Source organism: Microvirga alba, assembly GCF_015694465.1.
Taxonomy (GTDB): domain Bacteria; phylum Pseudomonadota; class Alphaproteobacteria; order Rhizobiales; family Beijerinckiaceae; genus Microvirga; species Microvirga alba.
In genome coordinates, this window is the sequence record NZ_JADQDO010000001.1 from 517,641 (window position 1) to 534,638 (window position 16,998).

Below are 16,998 nucleotides of genomic sequence, written 5' to 3' on the forward strand. Positions count from 1 at the left end.
GACTTACGATCATGCCGTTCCGGCGTCTTCGCATGGGAAAACGTCGCTTGGCGGCCATGGCTAGACTGCGCGGGAGATTTCTCGACGTCAACGAGAATGTTCTTTTTAAAGAACAGAAAAAGGAAGATGAATATCCCTTGAGTAGGCCGTGTCGCGGAATGGATGTTCGTTTCTGCGAAATTCCCTAGCCCAGCGCCTCCCTCGCTTACGTGGCTTGTTCTTCAGAACGTACACGCCGAGTGCGCGGAGGAGGGCGATTTCGCTGTCGCCTGGCCAAAAAAGAATGCGGCGCAGCGAGTGAAATGTACCGCGCGCTTTTTGCAGCTTTGTCCCGCAAAACCAACACTATAACAGCTTTACCCTCCCGCACCGATTTTCTAATGAATATTATCTTACGTAAGGGAATGGTGGGGCGAATTGAGTTTGTCGAACAGTGCTGCGCGGCTTGACAAGCGCGAAATCCTCAAACGGCCCAATGAGGGCTCTCTCACATCGAAAACGCTCGCGACTGCCGGCAGGTATGGCCTGGCGGTGACGACGGCCATCGCGGCTTTGGCGGCTGCGCCCGAGGTCCGGGCGATCAATCTCAACGATTCCGCTGTGATGGATGCCGGCGGCATCGGCAATTACTGGGATTCCGCCAATACCATGAACAACGTCGTTTCGATCTTCGATCGAAGCAAGGGTAATTGGTGCACCGGTACGCTTATCAACTCGCGCACGATCCTCACGGCATCGCACTGCCTGATCGATGAGAATACAGGACAGATATACACAACCCCGGCCTTTGGCGGCATGCGAATTCAATTCGATCCAAATGCGAGGCTGTCGAGCGTTCACGACAGGGGCCTGAGCGGCGCGCTCGCGCATGCGGCCTACAACTCGGACGAACTGGGCATCAACGACATCGCGCTTCTGTCTCTTGATCGCCCCGTGGCCGGAATCAAGCCTGTCACGTTGATCAAGGCGGGCGATCCGCTCCCGGGCGCCGGCACGCTCGTGGTGATGTCGGGCTATGGCGCGTCAGGAACCGGCTCGCAGCCGAACGCGAATGATGATGCGTTGCGGCGCATCGGGCGGACCCATATCGGCGGCTACAGACCGGCCAGCACGGACGCGCCCGATTCCATCGCTGCGCAGTTTCGCGATCCTTTATCGCCGTCGAGCCCCGACGAGTTCGACTTGAGCCAAAACGGCATCGCCGTGCCCTATCTGCAGGCGCAGCCCGGACCGGGAGACAGCGGCGGCCCACTCTTCATCGCAACGCCCAATGGCTTGGTGCAGATCGGAACGGTCATCGGCGGCGGCAATGGATATGGCGCTGTCGATTTCTGGACTCCCGTGCTGGATTATCTCGGCTGGATCGATGCCAATAATCCGCTGCGCTGGTCCTCCGCGCAGGTCGGCACCTTCAAGTGGAGCCAGGCCAGCGCCTGGCGGGATACGCTCGGGCGGAGCGAGATTCCCCATAATGTCGACGGCAATTTCAACGGTTTCGGCACGCTCGGGCGCTACTACAACGTCGCCTTTGCCGCGCCGTCCGCCGTGTCTCTCGACATGAATCCGACGGTGGACAACCTCGTCATCAATCACGCCGCCGCGCGTCTGGACATCCCGACGCCGCGCACGCTGACAACGCTCGTCGACACACAAATCGGCGCGGGAACGCTGAATGTCGATGGACGCCTGAGCGCGTTCTCGGTCGATGTGGTTGGCGGCACGCTTTCCGGCACGGGCGTCGTGTCCGCGACGCAGGGCGTTGTGAACAGGGGCGGCCTCGTGGCGCCTGGCTCCACGACTTCCCTTGGCACTCTCACCATCGACGGCGATTACAGGCAGGCGGCCAACGCCGCGCTGGCGGTGCGGATCATCGGCAGCGAGTCGGATAAGTTGGCCGTGACGGGCAGGGCGCAGCTCGGAGGCACGCTCGCCGTCGGCGTGCCGACCAATTCATACGATCCCAATCGCCACTACCGGGTGCTGACAGCAGGCGCCGGCGTGTCGGGCCGCTTCGACACGGTTCTGACATCGACCTCGCTCCTGTTCCTCGAAACGACGCTCGCCTATCAGTCCAACGCGGTCGATGTTTCGCTCACGCGGAATGAGAAGTCCTTCACAAGCGTGGCGACCACCGAAAACGGCTCTGACGTGGCGCAAAGCCTTGATAGTCTCCCTTGGCAGAGCCCGCTCTACCAGGCCGTCGTCACGGAGACGAAAACGTCAGGCGCGAGCCTCGGGGCGTCCCTGGACACCCTGTCCGGCGAGGCGCATGCGAGCGCGGTTTCCGCAGCCTATCAAAGCGCGACCCTGGTGCAGGATGCGGTGATGAACCGCCTGCGTACGCCGGTCGGTCAAGCGACCCTGCAAACCGTGTCCGCTGCCTTTGCTGCCGACAAGCCCGGAGCGGCGGCTGCGGTGGCGATTCCGTATCGGCCGCTCGATCCGCGTGCCTTCGGCCTCTGGGGCGAAGGCTTCGGAGGGTGGGGACGAACCGGCGGCGACGGCGCATACGCGATGAAGCGTTCGGTCGGCGGCTTCGTCATCGGCGCGGACGCCACTTTCGACGAACGCTTCCGCCTTGGCTTCGCCGGCGGTTTGTCGCGCAGTTCGTTCGATGTGGATGCTCTCAATTCCTCGGGTTCGAACGAGAGCATTTTCGGCGCGATCTACGGCAGCGCGAATTTCGGGGCCGTTCGGACCAGATTGGGAGCGTCTTACGCCCACAACTCCATCGACACGCAGCGCGTTATCAGCATCCCCGGCTTCAGCGATCATGCGCGAGCGGACTACGACGGATCGACGCTGCAGGCTTTCGGCGAGATGGGTTACCGTGTTGCTTTCAACCGGCTCGCGCTCGAACCCTTTGTCGGGGCGGCGGCGATCCGCGTTCACACGAACAGCTTTGCCGAAGTGGGTGGCGCTGCGGCGTTGACCAGCTTCGCGCGCAGCCAGGACATCGCGACCACGACCCTTGGTCTACGGGCCGAAGGCCGCATCAGCGAGGATCTCCCGCTGATCGCGCGCGGCATGCTCGGTTGGCGTCACGCTTACGGCGCGGTTTCGCCCGAAGCGCTTCTGGCGTTCAGCGGCTCCGCGCCCTTCCTCGTGGAGGGAGCGCCCATCGACCGCAATGCGTTGGTGGCGGAAGCGACTCTCGACTGGCAGGCGAGCGATGCCATCACTTTTAGCGTCGGCTACCAGGGACAGCTCGGCAATCGCGCTCAGGATCATGGCCTGAAAGGCAATTTCGTCTGGCGCTTTTGATTGAGACATGTACGGCCGCGTGGCGAAAGGTGCCACGCGGGTGTGTGCCCATGATGCAACTCTCCTAGTTCGCTGAAAGCCGTTTACGCCGCCGAGGCGATGGCGCAGCATGGCTGTCGAGAGAATCTTCGCAGGCAGGGAGAGCTCAAGGTGAGCGCGCAATCTTCTTCGTACCGCAGCAACCAGGGCGTGGCTTCCGATCTCGCCGATTGGAGCGGGTCTGACTTGCTCGAGGGCTACGCCCGCAAGAAGACCTCGCCGGTGGAAGTCACGAAGGCCGTGATCGCGCGGATCGAGGCCTGTGAGTCGCAACTCCAGGCGCTTTATGCCTTCGATCCGGAGGCCGCGCTGAAAGCCGCGAAAGCCTCCGAACAGCGTTGGATGCGGGGCGAGATGCTCCCGCTTGACGGTATCCCCGCGACGATCAAGGAGAACATCGCGACGAAGGGAACCCCCGTGCCGCTGGGCACGGCGGCGCGGCCTCTCATCCCGGCGACGGAAGATGCGCCGCCCGCCGCGCGCCTGCGCGAAGACGGCGTCGTCATTCTCGCCAAAACCACGATGCCCGATTACGGCATGCTCTCGTCCGGCCTTTCGAGCTTCCATCCGCTCTCGCGCAATCCGTGGGACGTATCGAAGAACCCTGGCGGCAGCTCGGCCGGGGCCGGGGCTGCTGCGGCGGCGGGCTACGGCCCGTTCCATATCGGCACGGATATCGGCGGCTCGATCCGCCTGCCGGCGGGTTGGTGCGGCGTGTTCGGCTTGAAGCCGAGCTTCGGGCGCATTCCCATCGATCCGGCTTATTACGGACGCGTGGCAGGGCCGATGACGCGCACGGTGCGCGATGCGGCGCTGATGATGCGCAGCCTAACACGGCCCGATATGCGTGACGCCATGAGCCTGCCTTTTCAGGACCTGCCCTGGCTCGATCTCGACATCGACATCAAGAGGCTGAAGGTCGGCGTGATGATGGAGGCCGGAATCGGTATCGCCCTCGATCCGGAAGTGCGCGCCTGCATCGAGGCGACGGTGAAGGCATTTGCCGAGGCAGGAGCCATCATCGAAGAAGTGCCCGCTTTCGTCACCCGCGAGATGCTCGACGGCCTCGACGATTTCTGGCGGCAGCGGGCATGGATGGATATCGGCGCGCTGAACGAGGAAAATCGTGCCCTCGTCCTGCCTTACATCCGCGAATGGGCCGAAGGCGGCATGTCGCTGACCGGCGCGGAGGTCTATGCGGGCATGAACCAGATGATGGTGATGCGCAATGCCGCAATCGCCGCGACGAAGGACTTCGATTTCGTGCTCTCGCCAGTCTCGCCCGTCGTCGCCTACGAGGCCGAACTCGCATCCCCCATCCACGACCCCGATGAGCCCTTCGAGCACATCGGCTACACTGTCGCCTTCAACATGTCGGACCAGCCTGCAGCGTCGGTGAACGCAGGCTTCACGAAGGCGGGCTTGCCGATCGGCTTGCAGATCATCGGACGGCGCTACGATGATGTGGGCGTGATGCGGATGAGCGCCGCGTGGGAGGCGATGCGCGGTGAGCAGAAGGCTTGGCCGAAATTTTGAGCCTCCCTTCTGGCGGAAGGTAGCGTCCTCACGATCGAGGGCGCGCGGAGGCCTGCTCCCGATCCTGTAATATGAAACGGCGATATCAGTTCTGCTTAGCAGGCGAAGAATTGTTTGAGGCGCTGTTTGCCCCCGCCGTTGTCGATCCTGTTGCGTCCTGAGGGGAGGCCTCACGAAGCTGATTGACGAATTCGGTTAAACTGCCCGAGCTACCCTGCTCGAAGGCGAGCTTCGCTAGCATATTGCTATCGAACGGCTCCTCCTGAACCGCGCCGTCCGTCATGATGGTCGTCTTGATCCCGGATGTGACGTCGAAAGAAACCGATTTCACAATGGGCTTCTGCTTATTCGACGTGGCGGCTTCGTCAGCCGTCTCCAAACTTGTCGAGTTGGCAGGCTGTTGCTCCGGCGCAGCGGCCTGGCTCTTCGCGTCGGGAGCGTCCGGTTGGCGTGCCTGTTTCCCAGCCTGCTTCCTGCGCTGCCCGCCTTTAGCCGACGACCATTCCTGTTTTCGTGCGGCATCAGCTTCGCCTTGCTCTGCCATAACCTGTTCCAGTTGCTCTTGAGCTTGCGCCGCCTCACTTTGCGCGTGGGATCCGAAAATGCCGACAAGCGGAGTGGCTGCCCGCTCCGTATCGGCCTTCGTTCTGGTGGCATAGGCTGCATTGGCGGCGTCGATCCGCTTGCGGGCTGACTCGGCCTGTTGCGGGTCATTTGACTCGTAAGAAAAGCGCTCGCCGTTGATATCGTAGAATACCTTTTTGGCTTCGGCGCTTTCGCTTGCTACACCCAGCGCAATCGCTGTTGCTCCACATAAAATGAGTATCTTGTTCATCGTCGCTTTCGCATTTTTGATGCGTAAAGTTCAATGACTGATTATGGCCAGCGTATGACGCAACTTAATCGTGCAATGTGATTATTGTAGTCTAAATATAACGATGTTCTATAGAGGAATAATTGTGTATGCTCGCTTAATTATCTGACAATGCTTTAAAAAAAATATTTCTATGGTGATCAGTGAATGCATTGCTGACACTGCGATCCGGCTTATGTTCGCGGTAAGAGATCTGTACCCGGGAGAGCAATTCATGCTCCATCGGGCATCGAAGCACCAAATCGGATCGTCAAGGTGGCGTCACAGGTTCTGAACGCGTTCGTGGGGTATGGCGTCGAGATCGAGTATTGCATTGTCGGCAAGGACGATCTGTCGTGTCTTCCCATCGCCGACAAGATCCTGATCGCAGAGGCGGGCAGGGCCGGGAATGAGATCAAGCGTCGTCGGCTCGGCTGGTCGAACGAGTTCGCCATGCACGTTCTGGAAATCAAGAACCTGCGCCCAGCGGCGATGCTTGATGATCTCCCCGATGCCTTCCTGAAGGAAGTGCGGGCCGTGAATGCGATATTACACGCTCATGATGCTCGCCTGATGCCAAGCGCGATGCATCCATGGATGGACCCGAAGCAGGAGATGCGCCTCTGGCCGCATGATCCTGAGCGCATCTATCAAACCTTTCAGCGGATTTTCGACACGAAAACGCATGGCTGGGCCAATCTCCAGAGCATGCATGTGAATCTGCCCTTCGCCAATGACGATGAATTCGCTCGCCTGCACGCGGCGATCCGCCTCGTTCTGCCGATCATCCCGGCGCTCGCCGCCAGTTCGTCGATTACGGAGGGCCGCAGAACCGGCTTCGCGGATTTCCGTATGGAAGCGTATAGGAGAAACTCGGAACCTTACTCGGCAATTGTCGGCAAGGTCATTCCCGAACCCGTGTCGAGTCGCGCGGAATATCAAGAGATCATTCTCGCGCCGATGTACCGCGCCATCGCGCAGGCGGATCGGGACGGCGTGCTGCAGCACGAATGGCTGAACGCGCGCGGTGCCATCGCACGCTTCGACCGCAATTCGATCGAGATCCGCGTCATTGACACACAGGAATGCCCGCAGGCGGATCTGGCGGTTGCTGCAGCTATCATCGCGACGGTTCACGCACTTTATCATGCGGATCCGACATCAATTGCGGCGCAGCGGACAATGGAGACCGACAGACTGGCGCACCTGCTCGTCTCGTGCATCCGTGACGCCGACAATGCGATCATCACGGATGCGGAGTATCTCAATCTGCTCGGGTTTCCGGGGAAGCGATGCCAGGCTCGGGACTTGTGGCGGCATCTCGTAGCAAAGATGGAAGCCTGCGAAGTGGTTCGCGCGGATCGCTGGATGCCGCAACTGACCGTGATGCTCGAACATGGCCCGCTCGCGCGGCGCATCGAGCGCGCGCTCGATAGCGACTATTCGCGAATTCGATTGGAGGCAGTCTATCGCGAACTGTGCGATTGCCTGGAACAAGGAGTGCAGTTCGTTCCGGTATAGAGTGCCAACCGCGCTGTACCTCTCTTACGGCTTTAAGGAGATGAGAGCCCGTCGACCTCATGGCAAGGTCCTAGGCCTCGGCACCCCGCCCCCGCAACGTTGGATCGAGCGCATCCCGCAGCCCATCCCCCAACAGGTTCAGCCCCAGCACCGACAACGCAATCGCCACGCCCGGCGCGATGGCGAGGTGGGGGGCTTGGGTGAGGTAGGTTTGGGCGTCGCTCAGCATGCGGCCCCAGCTCGGATTGGGGGGGCGCACGCCGAGGCCGAGATAGCTGAGGCCCGCTTCCGTGAGGATGGCCAGCGCCAGCTGGATCGTCACCTGTACGATGAGCGCGCCGGCGATGTTCGGCAGCACATCTTCGAGCGTGATCTTGAGCGGGTGCTTGCCGATGGCGCGGGCGGCGGCGATGTAGTCAAGCGTCCAGACTTGCAGCGCGACGCCGCGCGTGACGCGGGCGAAGACCGGGATGTTGAAGACCGCGATGGCGAGCACCGCCGCGAGCGGGCCGGAGCCGACGAGCGCGCCGATCATGATGGCGGAGAGCACGGCGGGAAAGGCGAAGATCACGTCGGAGGCGCGCATGGCGATCTCGTCGGCGATGCCTTTCCACGCGGCGGCGGCGCAACCGATGGCGATGCCGATGGCCGCACCCAACAGCACGGCGGGCCATGCGATGGAAAGCGAGTTCCACGCACCGACCATCAGCAGCGAGGTGACATCGCGCCCGAAATGATCCGTGCCGAGAAGACCCGCTTCAAGGGGAGCCTTCAGCCGCATGGCGATGCGCACGCGGGTCGGGACTTCCGGCGTCCAGACGAGCGAGGTGAGGGCCGTGACGATGAGCAGGGATGTCAGAATGCCGCCGACGATAAGGGCGGTGTTCCAGCGCAGCCGGAGGATGCGCTTCATGCCCGGCTCCTGAGGCGCGGATCGAGGACCGTGTAACCGATATCGACCAGAAAGTTCACGACGATCACGATTCCGGAAAAGATCAGCACGATGTCCTTGATCACGACGAGGTCGCGCTGATTGAGCGCCTGATAGGCCAGGCGGCCGAGACCGGGAAGGTTGAACACGTTTTCCACCAGGATCGCGCCGCCGAAGAAGAACGAAAGCTGCAATCCGAGGATCGTGGTGACGGGAATGAGCGCATTCGGCACCACGTGCCGCCGCAACGTCGCGCCCTTGTTCACGCCCTTCGCCCGCGCGGTCCGCACGAAATCCGCGCCGATCACCTCCAAGGTCGCCGAGCGGGTCACGCGGGTGAGAACGGCGGCCTGCGGCAAAGCGAGCGCCACGGCTGGCAGCAGCAGCGCTTGGAACGCGGGCCACAACCCCGCCGACCAGCCAGGGAACCCGCCCGCCGGAAACCAGCCGAGCCGGGTCGAGAAGAGCAAGATGAACAGAAGGCCGATCCAGAAATTCGGGACAGCGACACCGAGTTGGCTGAACACCAGCACCGCGCGGTCGACCGGGCCGTCGCGCCGCGCCGCGGCTGCCACGCCCAGCGGCAAGGCGAGGAGCGTCGAAATCAGAATAGCGAGCAGGCTCAGCGGCAGCGTGACGCTCATGCGTTCGCCGACAAGCGTCGAGACCGGCATCTTGTAGGTGATCGACGTGCCGAGATCGCCGTGCAGAATCCCGCCGATCCATTGCAGGTAGCGCACGAGCGCCGGTTGATTGAGGCCGAGTTCCTGTCTCAGCGCCGCGAGCGTATCCTCCCGCGCGGCGGTGCCGAGCATGATCGCCGCCGGATCGCCGGGCAGAACCTCCAGGATCAGGAAGATCGCCAGCGACACGACGATCAGCGTCGCGATGAGCGAGGCGAGGCGGGTGAGGACAAGGCGCAGCATGAGTTTAGATGGTTTCTGGTGTGCGCTGATCGTTATGCTGGCCATTCGTGTTGCGCCACCGTGCTCTCTTCCCCCTTGTGGGGAGGAGTTGGAGGCGGGGGTGTCGGCGCTTCGCTGGTTCCAGGCCAGAGCTTGCACCTCCACCCTAACCCTCCCCACAAAGGGGAGGGGACAAGAGGCCGTCTCAATCCGCCCAGGACGCGTCCGTCACGTCGTTCGAAGGGATCGGGGAGTTATCCCACAGGCCCTTGAGCTTCGCGTTCCACACACCGAGCTTTGGCAACTGGAACAGGAAGAGGGCGGGCACGTCCTCGGCGAGGATCTTTTGCGCTTCCCCGTATTTAGCGAAGCGCGCCTTCTCGTCCGTGGTCTTGGAGATGTCGGCGATCAGGGCTTTGAACTTATCGTTCTTGTAATTGAAGTAGTAGTTGTCGCGGGCGAAGATGTCGATGTCGAGCGGCTCCGCATGGGCGACGATGGTGACGTCGTAATCCTTGGCCTTGAAGACCTCTTCGATCCACTTCGCGGGGAATTCGGTGGGGATGATCTTCATCTCCACGCCGACCTCCGCGAGCATGGCGGAGAGAAGCTCCGCCGAGCGGCTCGCATAGGCCATTTGCGGGGCCTTGATGGTGATCGACAACCCCTTGCCATAGCCCGCTTCCGCGAGAAGCGCCTTGGCTTTCGCCGGGTCGTAAGGGATGACGCCCGTCATATCCACGAAGGCCGGATGGTTCGGCGAGAAGAAGCTGCCGATGGGCTGGCCGTAGCCGGAATAGGCTCCCTCGACCAGTGCCTTGCGGTCGATCGCGTGCATCAGCGCGCGGCGCACGCGGATGTCGTCGAAGGGCTTCTTGGCGTTGTTCATGCCGGCGACGATCTCGCCCTCGGTGTTGCCGGCCACGGCGGTAAAGCGGGCATCCTTCTTGAACTCGCTGAAAAGCTCAGGCGCGCCGAGATTCGGGAAGGCGTCCACATCACCCGCCTTCAGCGCCGCGACCTGCGCCTGCGGATCGCTGATGAAGCGGAAGGTGACGCTCTCGAGCTTGGTCTTGTCCTTCTGCCAGTAATCCGCGTTGCGGGTCAGCTCGACCCGGTCGCCGCGGGTCCAGGACTTGAACTTGAATGGCCCGGTGCCGACCGGGGTCGCCTTGTTGTTGTCCGCCGTTTCCGGCGCGACGATCACCGCGTCGCCCCAGCCGAGATAGGTGAGGAAATTGCCGGACGGTTCCTTGAGCTTGATGATGACCGTCAGCGGATCGGGCGTCTCGATGGTGTCGATGGGCGCGAAGATCTGCTTCTGCGCATTGGTGGAGGTTGGCGCGCGGGCGCGGTCGAAGGCGAATTTCACGTCCGCCGAGTCGAAAGCCGAGCCGTCATGGAACTTTACGCCGGGCTGCAGGCGGAAGGTGTAGGTCAGGCCGTCGGGGGCTATGTCCCAGCTCTTGGCGAGAAGTGGCTGCACGCGGCCGTCGCGGTCGATCCGCACGAGGCCCTCATACAGATTGACCCAGGTGACTTCGCGGATCGCCACCGGCGCGGCGACGGTCGGGTCGAGACCCGGCGGCTCGATCGCCATGCCGACGACGAGGGACGTCTTGGCGGCATAGGCCGGGACAAGGCTGACGGAGAAAAGAAGGGCGGCCAGGAAACGCTTCGACATAAAACGGTGTTCCATCCGGTTTCGGTGCGGGCAGGCTCGATGGAGCCAGCTTAGACGCAGTCGAATGTCGGATGGAAGGGGCTTTGTCTGGTGGATCAGCGATTTAGAGGTGCATAGGGCGTCATCCCGGGTTCCGCCAGCGCGGCCCCGGGATGACCGTTTTGATTGGCGCTGGCTCAGATGCAACGCCCGCCATCAACCTCCAGCACGACGCCGGTGATCATGCTGGCTTCGTCGGAGGCAAGAAACAGCGCGGCATTCGCGATGTCCTCGGGCTTGGACAGGCGTCCGAGCGGGATGGAACCGATGAATTGCTCACGCTTCTGGGGCGTGTCCTCGCCCATGAAGGTGGCAAGCAGCGGGGTATCCCCTGCCACCGGCGCAAGGGCGCAGACGCGGATTTGATGGGGCGCCAGCTCCACGGCCATTGACTTTGTAATGGTGTGCACCGCGCCCTTCGTACCATTGTACCAGGTCAGGCCCGGACGGGGTCGCAGGCCCGCCGTCGAGCCCACATTGATGAAGATGCCACCGCCCTGATCGCGCATGGCGGGCACGGCAGCCTGGGCCAAGAGATAGATCGACTTCACGTTGACCGCGAAGACACGGTCGAACTCGGCCTCGTCGACTTCGAGCATCGGCTTGTTGCGATGGCTGATCCCGGCGTTGTTCACGACGATGTCGAGCCGGCCGAAAGTCTCGATGGTCTTCTTCACCGCCGCGTTCACGTCGGCGGCTTTGGACACGTCGGTGGCGAGGCCGATCGCGGACGATCCGATGGCCTTCGCAACCGCCTGGGCCGCGCCTTCGTTGATGTCGATAATGGCGACCTTCGCGCCTTCGCGTGCGAACTTTTCCGCGATTCCCAAGCCGAATCCGGAGCCCGCGCCCGTGACGAGCGCAACCTTGCCTTCAAGGCGTTTCATGATTGAAGTCCCCCTAATGAATGCTGGGTTTGTTACCCGTGCGCGATGACGAGGGTTCGGGTCGTGGTGAACTCGACCAGTCCCTCAAACCCCTTTTCGCGGCCATGGCCCGAGCGTCCGAAGCCGCCGAACGGCAGTTCGACGCCGCCGCCCGCGCCGTAGCAATTGACGAAGACCTGACCCACACGCATGGCGCGTGCAACGCGCGTCGAGCGCATGGCGTCCCGCGTCCAGACGCCCGCCGCGAGGCCGTAAGCGGTGCCGTTGGCCAGCCGGACCGCCTCCGCCTCATCCTCGAAAGGCGTGGCGACGAGGACCGGGCCGAAGACCTCCTCCTGCGACAGGACGCTCTCGTGCGCGACCGGCGCGAAGAAGGTCGGCGCAACGTAGTATCCGCCCGCCGGTGCATCGGATGCGATCCCGCCCGCTGCGGCGACGGTCAGGCCCTCGTTTTTCGCGCGTTCCAGATAAGCCTGAACGCGGCGCTGCTGCGCCTGATTGATCATCGGCCCGAGATCCGGCTCGCGGTCGGGGCGTCCGGCGCGCAAGGCGCGGAAGCGCTCGGCGACCGCATCGACCACATCCTTGAAGATGCCGCGCTGGATCAGGAGGCGGCTGCCCGCCGAGCAGGTCTGGCCGCCGTTCTGGATGATGGCGTTGACGAGAGCGGGCAGGGCTCGTTCGAGATCCGCGTCGTCGAAGACCACTTGCGCGGATTTTCCGCCGAGTTCGAGGGTCACGCCGACATGGTTCTTTGCCGCCGCCGTCTGCACCATGGTGCCGGTTTCAGGGCTTCCGGTGAACGAAAGGAAGTCGATGCCGGGATGGGCGGCAAGCGCCGCGCCCGCAATGCGGCCGAGGCCGGTGACGATATTGAGCGCACCCTCAGGGAAGCCGACTTCGCGGGCGAGCGCTGCCACACGTAGAATGGTGAGGGAGGCATCTTCCGCGGGCTTCACAACCGTGGCGTTACCCGCGGCAAGCGCCGCACCGACCGAGCGGCCGAAAATCTGCATCGGGTAATTCCAGGGAATAATATGCCCCGTTACTCCGTGCGGCACCCGCTCGACGCCGATGAAATGCGTGTTGAGATAGGGAATGACCTCGCCGTGGAGCTTGTCGGCTGCGCTGCCGTAATATTCGAAATAGCGCGCGAGCGCCGTCACATCGGCGCGCGACTGGCGTAAGGGCTTGCCGTTGTCCCGGCTCTCCAGCGCGGCGAGGGTCTCGGCATCGCCTTCGACAGCGGCGGCGAGCTTGATGAGCAGGCGTCCGCGCTCGGTCGCGGTCAGCCTCGACCATGCGCCCTCATAGGCGGCGCGCGCGGCCTTGACGGCGGCATCGACATCCTCGGCGGTGCCGGAGGCGATGCGGGCGAAAAGCAAGCCGTCAATGGGGGAAAGAACATCCAGCAGGGCACCGTCGGACGCCGCCGTATCACGCCCGTCGATGAGGTTCCTATGTAATGCCACAGCCGAGCTAGCCTGATCGTTCACGGGATCGTCCTCCTTTACATCATTCTATTTGTGCCCGGCACGGCGGCCAGGAGCTGGCGCGTATAGGCGTCCTGCGGAGTGGCGAAAAGCTGCGCGGTTTCAGCCAGTTCCACAATCCGCCCGTTTTGCATGACAGCGACGCGATCGCAGATCTGCGCGGCCACCCGCAGGTCATGGGTGATGAACAGAATTGCGAGGCCGAACTCGGCTTGCAAGTCCCGGATCAGCTTCAGGATTTCCGCCTGAACGGAGACGTCGAGCGCCGAGACGGCCTCGTCCGCGACGAGCACATCCGGTTTCATGGCAAGCGCACGGGCGATGCCGATGCGTTGGCGCTGGCCGCCGGAAAATTCATGCGGATAGCGGTCGATAGCGCGGGCCGGAAGGCCGACCCGTTCCAGCAAGCTCCGCGCTTCGGCGAGCGCCTTCGCCGGGGCCTCGCCTTGCGTGATCGGACCCTCAGAAATGATGTGCCCGACGGTTCGCCTTGGGTTGAGGGAGGCGAACGGGTCCTGAAACACCATTTGGATCTTGCGTCGATGCGCCCGCAATTCGCGCTGCGACAAGTCCCCGAAGGGGAGGTCGCCGATATCGATCTTGCCGCCGTCGGGCTCGATGAGACGCAGCACGCAGCGCCCGACGGTCGATTTGCCAGAGCCCGACTCGCCGACGAGACCGAGCGTCTCCCCACGCCGGATCTCGAAGCTGACCGCATCGGCCGCCTGGACCTGGCGGCTTTTCCTGAAGAAACCTTGCCCGCCATAGGATTTGGAAAGCGCCCCGACCTTCAGGCGGATCGGTTCACCTTGAAGCGGCTTCGGCGGTGGAGGAGTGAGCGAGGGCACCGCCGCGAGCAGCCGTTTTGTATAAGGATGCTGCGGCCGGTTCAGCACCTCGTCCGCTGGCCCCTGTTCCACCAAAATCCCGTGCTGCAACACGGCGACCCAGTCGGCGATCTCCGCCACGACGCCGAAATCGTGCGTGATGAAGAGAACGGCGGTGCCCTTCTTGCGCCGCAGGTTGTCGATGAGCTTGAGAACCTGAGCCTGCGTCGTCACGTCGAGCGCGGTGGTCGGTTCGTCGGCGATGAGGAGCTTGGGTTCCAGCGCCAGCGCCATGGCGATCATCACGCGCTGGCGCTGTCCGCCGGACAATTCATGCGGATAGGCGCGCGCGATCAGTTCCGGGTTCGGCAGGTTGACTTCCGTCAGTAGCTCGATGGTCCGCTGCTGCCGCTCGGCTTGCGAGAGAAGGCCGTGCGCGCGGAAGGCTTCCGCGATCTGATCCGCGACCCGCATCACCGGGTTGAGCGAGGTCATCGGCTCCTGGAAGACGGTGCCGACATCGCGACCTCTCACCTCACACCATTGCTCCTCGGTCAGCGACAGAAGATCGACGCCCCCGAGCTTGATCGAGCCAGAGAGCACATCCACGCCGCGCGGCAGAAGCCCAATGGTCGCCATCGCCGTCATGGACTTGCCCGAGCCGGATTCGCCGACAACGCAAAGCGTTTCGCCAGGGTTTACGGAGAGCGACAAATCCTCGATGGCGTGCTGCCTGTCCGCGAGCTTCGGGAGCCCCAGGGACAGATGCTCGATCGACAGCACGGGGGAGGAATCGGCCATCCTCATTCTCCTAGCGCCTGCGTATTAGAAAAGCAGGGCGCAAGCATCCTCGTCATCTGTGCCGCTCCGTCAATGCGCCTTCGAGGTCGAGGGCTCGAATGGGGGCACGTTCGGCGGGGTGCTCAACCTTGGGCCTTTCGGTGTCAAGGCAGGGGAACGGCGAAGTCATACGAGACGCCGGTGGCATCGAATTGGATGGAGACCTGGCCTGAGAGTTCGCCTTCTATGCTGCGGCGAATGAGTCGTGACCCAAAACCCTGGTGCTTGGGAGACGTGACAACAGGGCCACGTGTTTCGCGCCAATGAAACTGAAGCTGTGGTTTCCAGTCCGGGCCCCGCGCCACGCTCCATCGCAATTCGACATGTCCGGCCGGCGTCGAGAGCGCGCCGTATTTCGCGGCGTTCGTCACCAATTCGTGCAGGACGAGACCGAAATTGATCGCGTAAGGCGCGGGAAGATCGACCGCCGGGCCTTGGATGACCACACGCTCGTCATGCGTCTTGCGATAGGGGGCAAGCTCCTGCTTCGCGATATCGCGCAGATCGGCGTCGCGCCAGGAGTTCCGTGTCAGGAGATCATGCGTTTTCGACAGGGCCATCAGGCGGCCCTCGAAGGCCTCCTTAAAGGTCTGAGGCTCAGGGCTTGAGCGTAGGGTTTGGCTGGCGATGGATTGCACGGTGGCCAGCGTATTCTTGACCCGGTGGTTCAATTCGTCGAGCAGAAAGCGCTGTTGCTCATCAGCCTTCCTGCGCGCCGTGACGTCCTGAAAAACCCCAACGAAATAGATCGGCCTTCTAACGGAGTTGAAGAAGACCCGTCCCTTGGAATTGATCCAGCGGACCTCTCCACTCGGATGTTGAACGCGATACTCATCCTCGTAATCGCCGTCGCCCGACACGGCTTGGCGGAGTTTCCCGAGTGCCTGATCGAGATCGTCGGGATGCACCATCGCGCTCCATTCCGGGACGCTCACCGCCGTCTGGGTGGCCGGACGGCCGAGGAGCACGGCGGCCTGGCTCGACCAGCCACTCGTCCCTTTCAAATAGTCGAACCACCATGTTCCCATATGGCCGGCTTCCAGGGCGAGCCGGCCACGCTCCTCGCTTGCCTGAAGGGCGCGCTGCCGCTCGGCGACATCATCCATCAGGTCGTTGAAGGCCTGAGCGAGGAGGCCCAGCTCTCCGGGGCTGCCGGGAAGATTGATGCGCGCATGATAGTTGCCGCTTCGCCAGGCGCGCACCGCATTGGTCATGGTGTCGAAGGGTTGGGTGATGAAGATACGACCCGCAAGCCAGGATAAGGAGAGCGCCGCGAGGAGCGCCGCCGCGATCAGCAGGAATCCCTGTCTCGCCGCCCGATTGATTCCACTGAACGCTGCCTCCGTTGATAGCCCAGCTGTCAGGTAGATGTCCTTTGGAGGCACCTTCAGAGGCGAATATCCCAAAATGCGCCTGATCCCATCGATGCTATCGGTCTCGAAGGTCCCGAACGTCTCTTTTTTCAGATACTTCATCGAATTTTCGGGAAGCTTCGTTCCTACGAATTTTTCCGGAAAAGGCTCCCGCGCGACGATCACGCCGTCGCGGTCGGCGATGGTCACCGATCCATCCGCCGGCAAAGCGCGCTCCTTCACATTCTGGTCCAACCATTTCAGATCGAGTGCCGCGACGATGGCGCCAACGACATGGCCATCATTGTCCCATAGCGGCAGGGCGAGCGGCATGACGGGATGAAAGCCGAGATTGCCTTCGGAAAAATGCGGCGTGTATTCGCCGACGACGAGATCTTTTGTCAGAAGGATATCCTGAAAATACGGACGATCACGGTAGTTTCCGCCTACTTCGGTCGGCTCGGATTGGCTGCAGCGCACACGCCCCTCGATGTCCAAGGCGACGAAAGCGATCAGGTAAGGCACCCGTTCCTGGATCGCTTTCAGATAAGCGCCGCAGGCCGGGGCATCGAAAGCGCGCACGGAGCGCGTCTCGCCCATAGCGATCAGGAGGCTGTGAATTCCTTCAAAGATACGCTCAAGCTCGGAGCCGGCAAGCTTCACCTGACGAATGACGAGGTCGTTTACTTCCGCTTCGCGCGCATGGCGCAGCGAAACCTCCGTATAGGTCCAAATGACAATCGCCGGAAGGACCGAGATCAGCGCCAGGAGGAGCAAACGCTTCGTCAGTGTCATGCAAGGACCTGTCCGTTGCTGTTAGGTGAACA

11 protein-coding genes are annotated in these 16,998 nt (G+C 62.5%); 3 read left to right on the forward strand and 8 right to left on the reverse strand.

The window, feature by feature from the left end; translation table 11 throughout:
* The first annotated feature begins 423 nt into the window (after positions 1-423).
* Both I2H38_RS02385 and I2H38_RS02390 read left to right on the forward strand, forming a co-directional pair.
* Entirely contained in the window at positions 424-3,264 is a 2,841-nt protein-coding gene (locus tag I2H38_RS02385) for an autotransporter outer membrane beta-barrel domain-containing protein (protein ID WP_210324645.1), read from the forward strand.
* Positions 3,265-3,453: 189 nt separating this feature from the next.
* Positions 3,454-4,839, forward strand: a complete 1,386-nt coding sequence (locus tag I2H38_RS02390) for an amidase (protein WP_324617343.1) — start codon at positions 3,454-3,456, stop codon at positions 4,837-4,839.
* An 85-nt stretch (positions 4,840-4,924) separates the two neighbouring features.
* Here I2H38_RS02390 and I2H38_RS02395 read toward each other — a convergent pair whose 3' ends face one another.
* Positions 4,925-5,674, reverse strand: coding sequence for a hypothetical protein (locus I2H38_RS02395; RefSeq protein ID WP_196270189.1), 750 nt, complete (start codon positions 5,672-5,674; stop codon positions 4,925-4,927).
* A gap of 294 nt (positions 5,675-5,968) precedes the next feature.
* Here I2H38_RS02395 and I2H38_RS02400 point away from each other — a divergent pair, with 294 nt between their 5' ends.
* Entirely contained in the window at positions 5,969-7,213 is a 1,245-nt protein-coding gene (locus I2H38_RS02400) for a carboxylate-amine ligase (protein WP_196270190.1), read from the forward strand.
* A 70-nt stretch (positions 7,214-7,283) separates the two neighbouring features.
* Here I2H38_RS02400 and I2H38_RS02405 read toward each other — a convergent pair whose 3' ends face one another.
* The 7 genes from I2H38_RS02405 to I2H38_RS02435 all read right to left on the reverse strand — a co-directional run bounded on the left by I2H38_RS02405 (position 7,284) and on the right by I2H38_RS02435 (position 16,966).
* Entirely contained in the window at positions 7,284-8,126 is an 843-nt protein-coding gene (locus I2H38_RS02405) for an ABC transporter permease (protein ID WP_196270191.1), read from the reverse strand.
* A complete protein-coding gene (locus I2H38_RS02410) occupies positions 8,123-9,070 on the reverse strand; it encodes an ABC transporter permease (protein WP_196270593.1) in 948 nt (315 codons plus the stop codon). Before I2H38_RS02410 ends, I2H38_RS02405 begins: the two co-directional genes overlap by 4 nt.
* A 184-nt stretch (positions 9,071-9,254) precedes the next feature.
* Complete coding sequence (locus tag I2H38_RS02415; protein ID WP_196270192.1) at positions 9,255-10,733, reverse strand: ABC transporter substrate-binding protein; 1,479 nt, start codon at positions 10,731-10,733, stop codon at positions 9,255-9,257.
* A gap of 176 nt (positions 10,734-10,909) precedes the next feature.
* A complete protein-coding gene (locus I2H38_RS02420) occupies positions 10,910-11,659 on the reverse strand; it encodes an SDR family oxidoreductase (protein ID WP_196270193.1) in 750 nt (249 codons plus the stop codon).
* Positions 11,660-11,691: 32 nt separating this feature from the next.
* Positions 11,692-13,155: an aldehyde dehydrogenase family protein gene (locus I2H38_RS02425; protein WP_324617332.1), complete on the reverse strand. Its 1,464-nt coding sequence runs from the start codon at positions 13,153-13,155 to the stop codon at positions 11,692-11,694.
* A gap of 14 nt (positions 13,156-13,169) precedes the next feature.
* Positions 13,170-14,780: an ABC transporter ATP-binding protein gene (locus I2H38_RS02430; RefSeq protein WP_196270194.1), complete on the reverse strand. Its 1,611-nt coding sequence runs from the start codon at positions 14,778-14,780 to the stop codon at positions 13,170-13,172.
* A gap of 143 nt (positions 14,781-14,923) precedes the next feature.
* The gene (locus I2H38_RS02435; RefSeq protein ID WP_196270195.1) at positions 14,924-16,966 is read right to left on the reverse strand and encodes a sensor histidine kinase; all 2,043 of its coding nucleotides are present in this window, start codon (positions 16,964-16,966) and stop codon (positions 14,924-14,926) included.
* Positions 16,967-16,998: the final 32 nt, after the last annotated feature.

Excerpts from the sequence above, each read along its gene's own strand:
- I2H38_RS02430 (WP_196270194.1), bottom strand. The coding sequence starts at position 14,780 with ATGGCCGATTCCTCCCCCGTGCTGTCGATCGAGCATCTGTCCCTGGGG.
- I2H38_RS02410 (WP_196270593.1), bottom strand. The coding sequence starts at position 9,070 with ATGCTGCGCCTTGTCCTCACCCGCCTCGCCTCGCTCATCGCGACGCTG.
- I2H38_RS02435 (WP_196270195.1), bottom strand. The coding sequence starts at position 16,966 with ATGACACTGACGAAGCGTTTGCTCCTCCTGGCGCTGATCTCGGTCCTT.
- I2H38_RS02415 (WP_196270192.1), bottom strand. The coding sequence starts at position 10,733 with ATGTCGAAGCGTTTCCTGGCCGCCCTTCTTTTCTCCGTCAGCCTTGTC.
- I2H38_RS02405 (WP_196270191.1), bottom strand. The coding sequence starts at position 8,126 with ATGAAGCGCATCCTCCGGCTGCGCTGGAACACCGCCCTTATCGTCGGC.
- I2H38_RS02395 (WP_196270189.1), bottom strand. The coding sequence starts at position 5,674 with ATGAACAAGATACTCATTTTATGTGGAGCAACAGCGATTGCGCTGGGT.
- I2H38_RS02420 (WP_196270193.1), bottom strand. The coding sequence starts at position 11,659 with ATGAAACGCCTTGAAGGCAAGGTTGCGCTCGTCACGGGCGCGGGCTCC.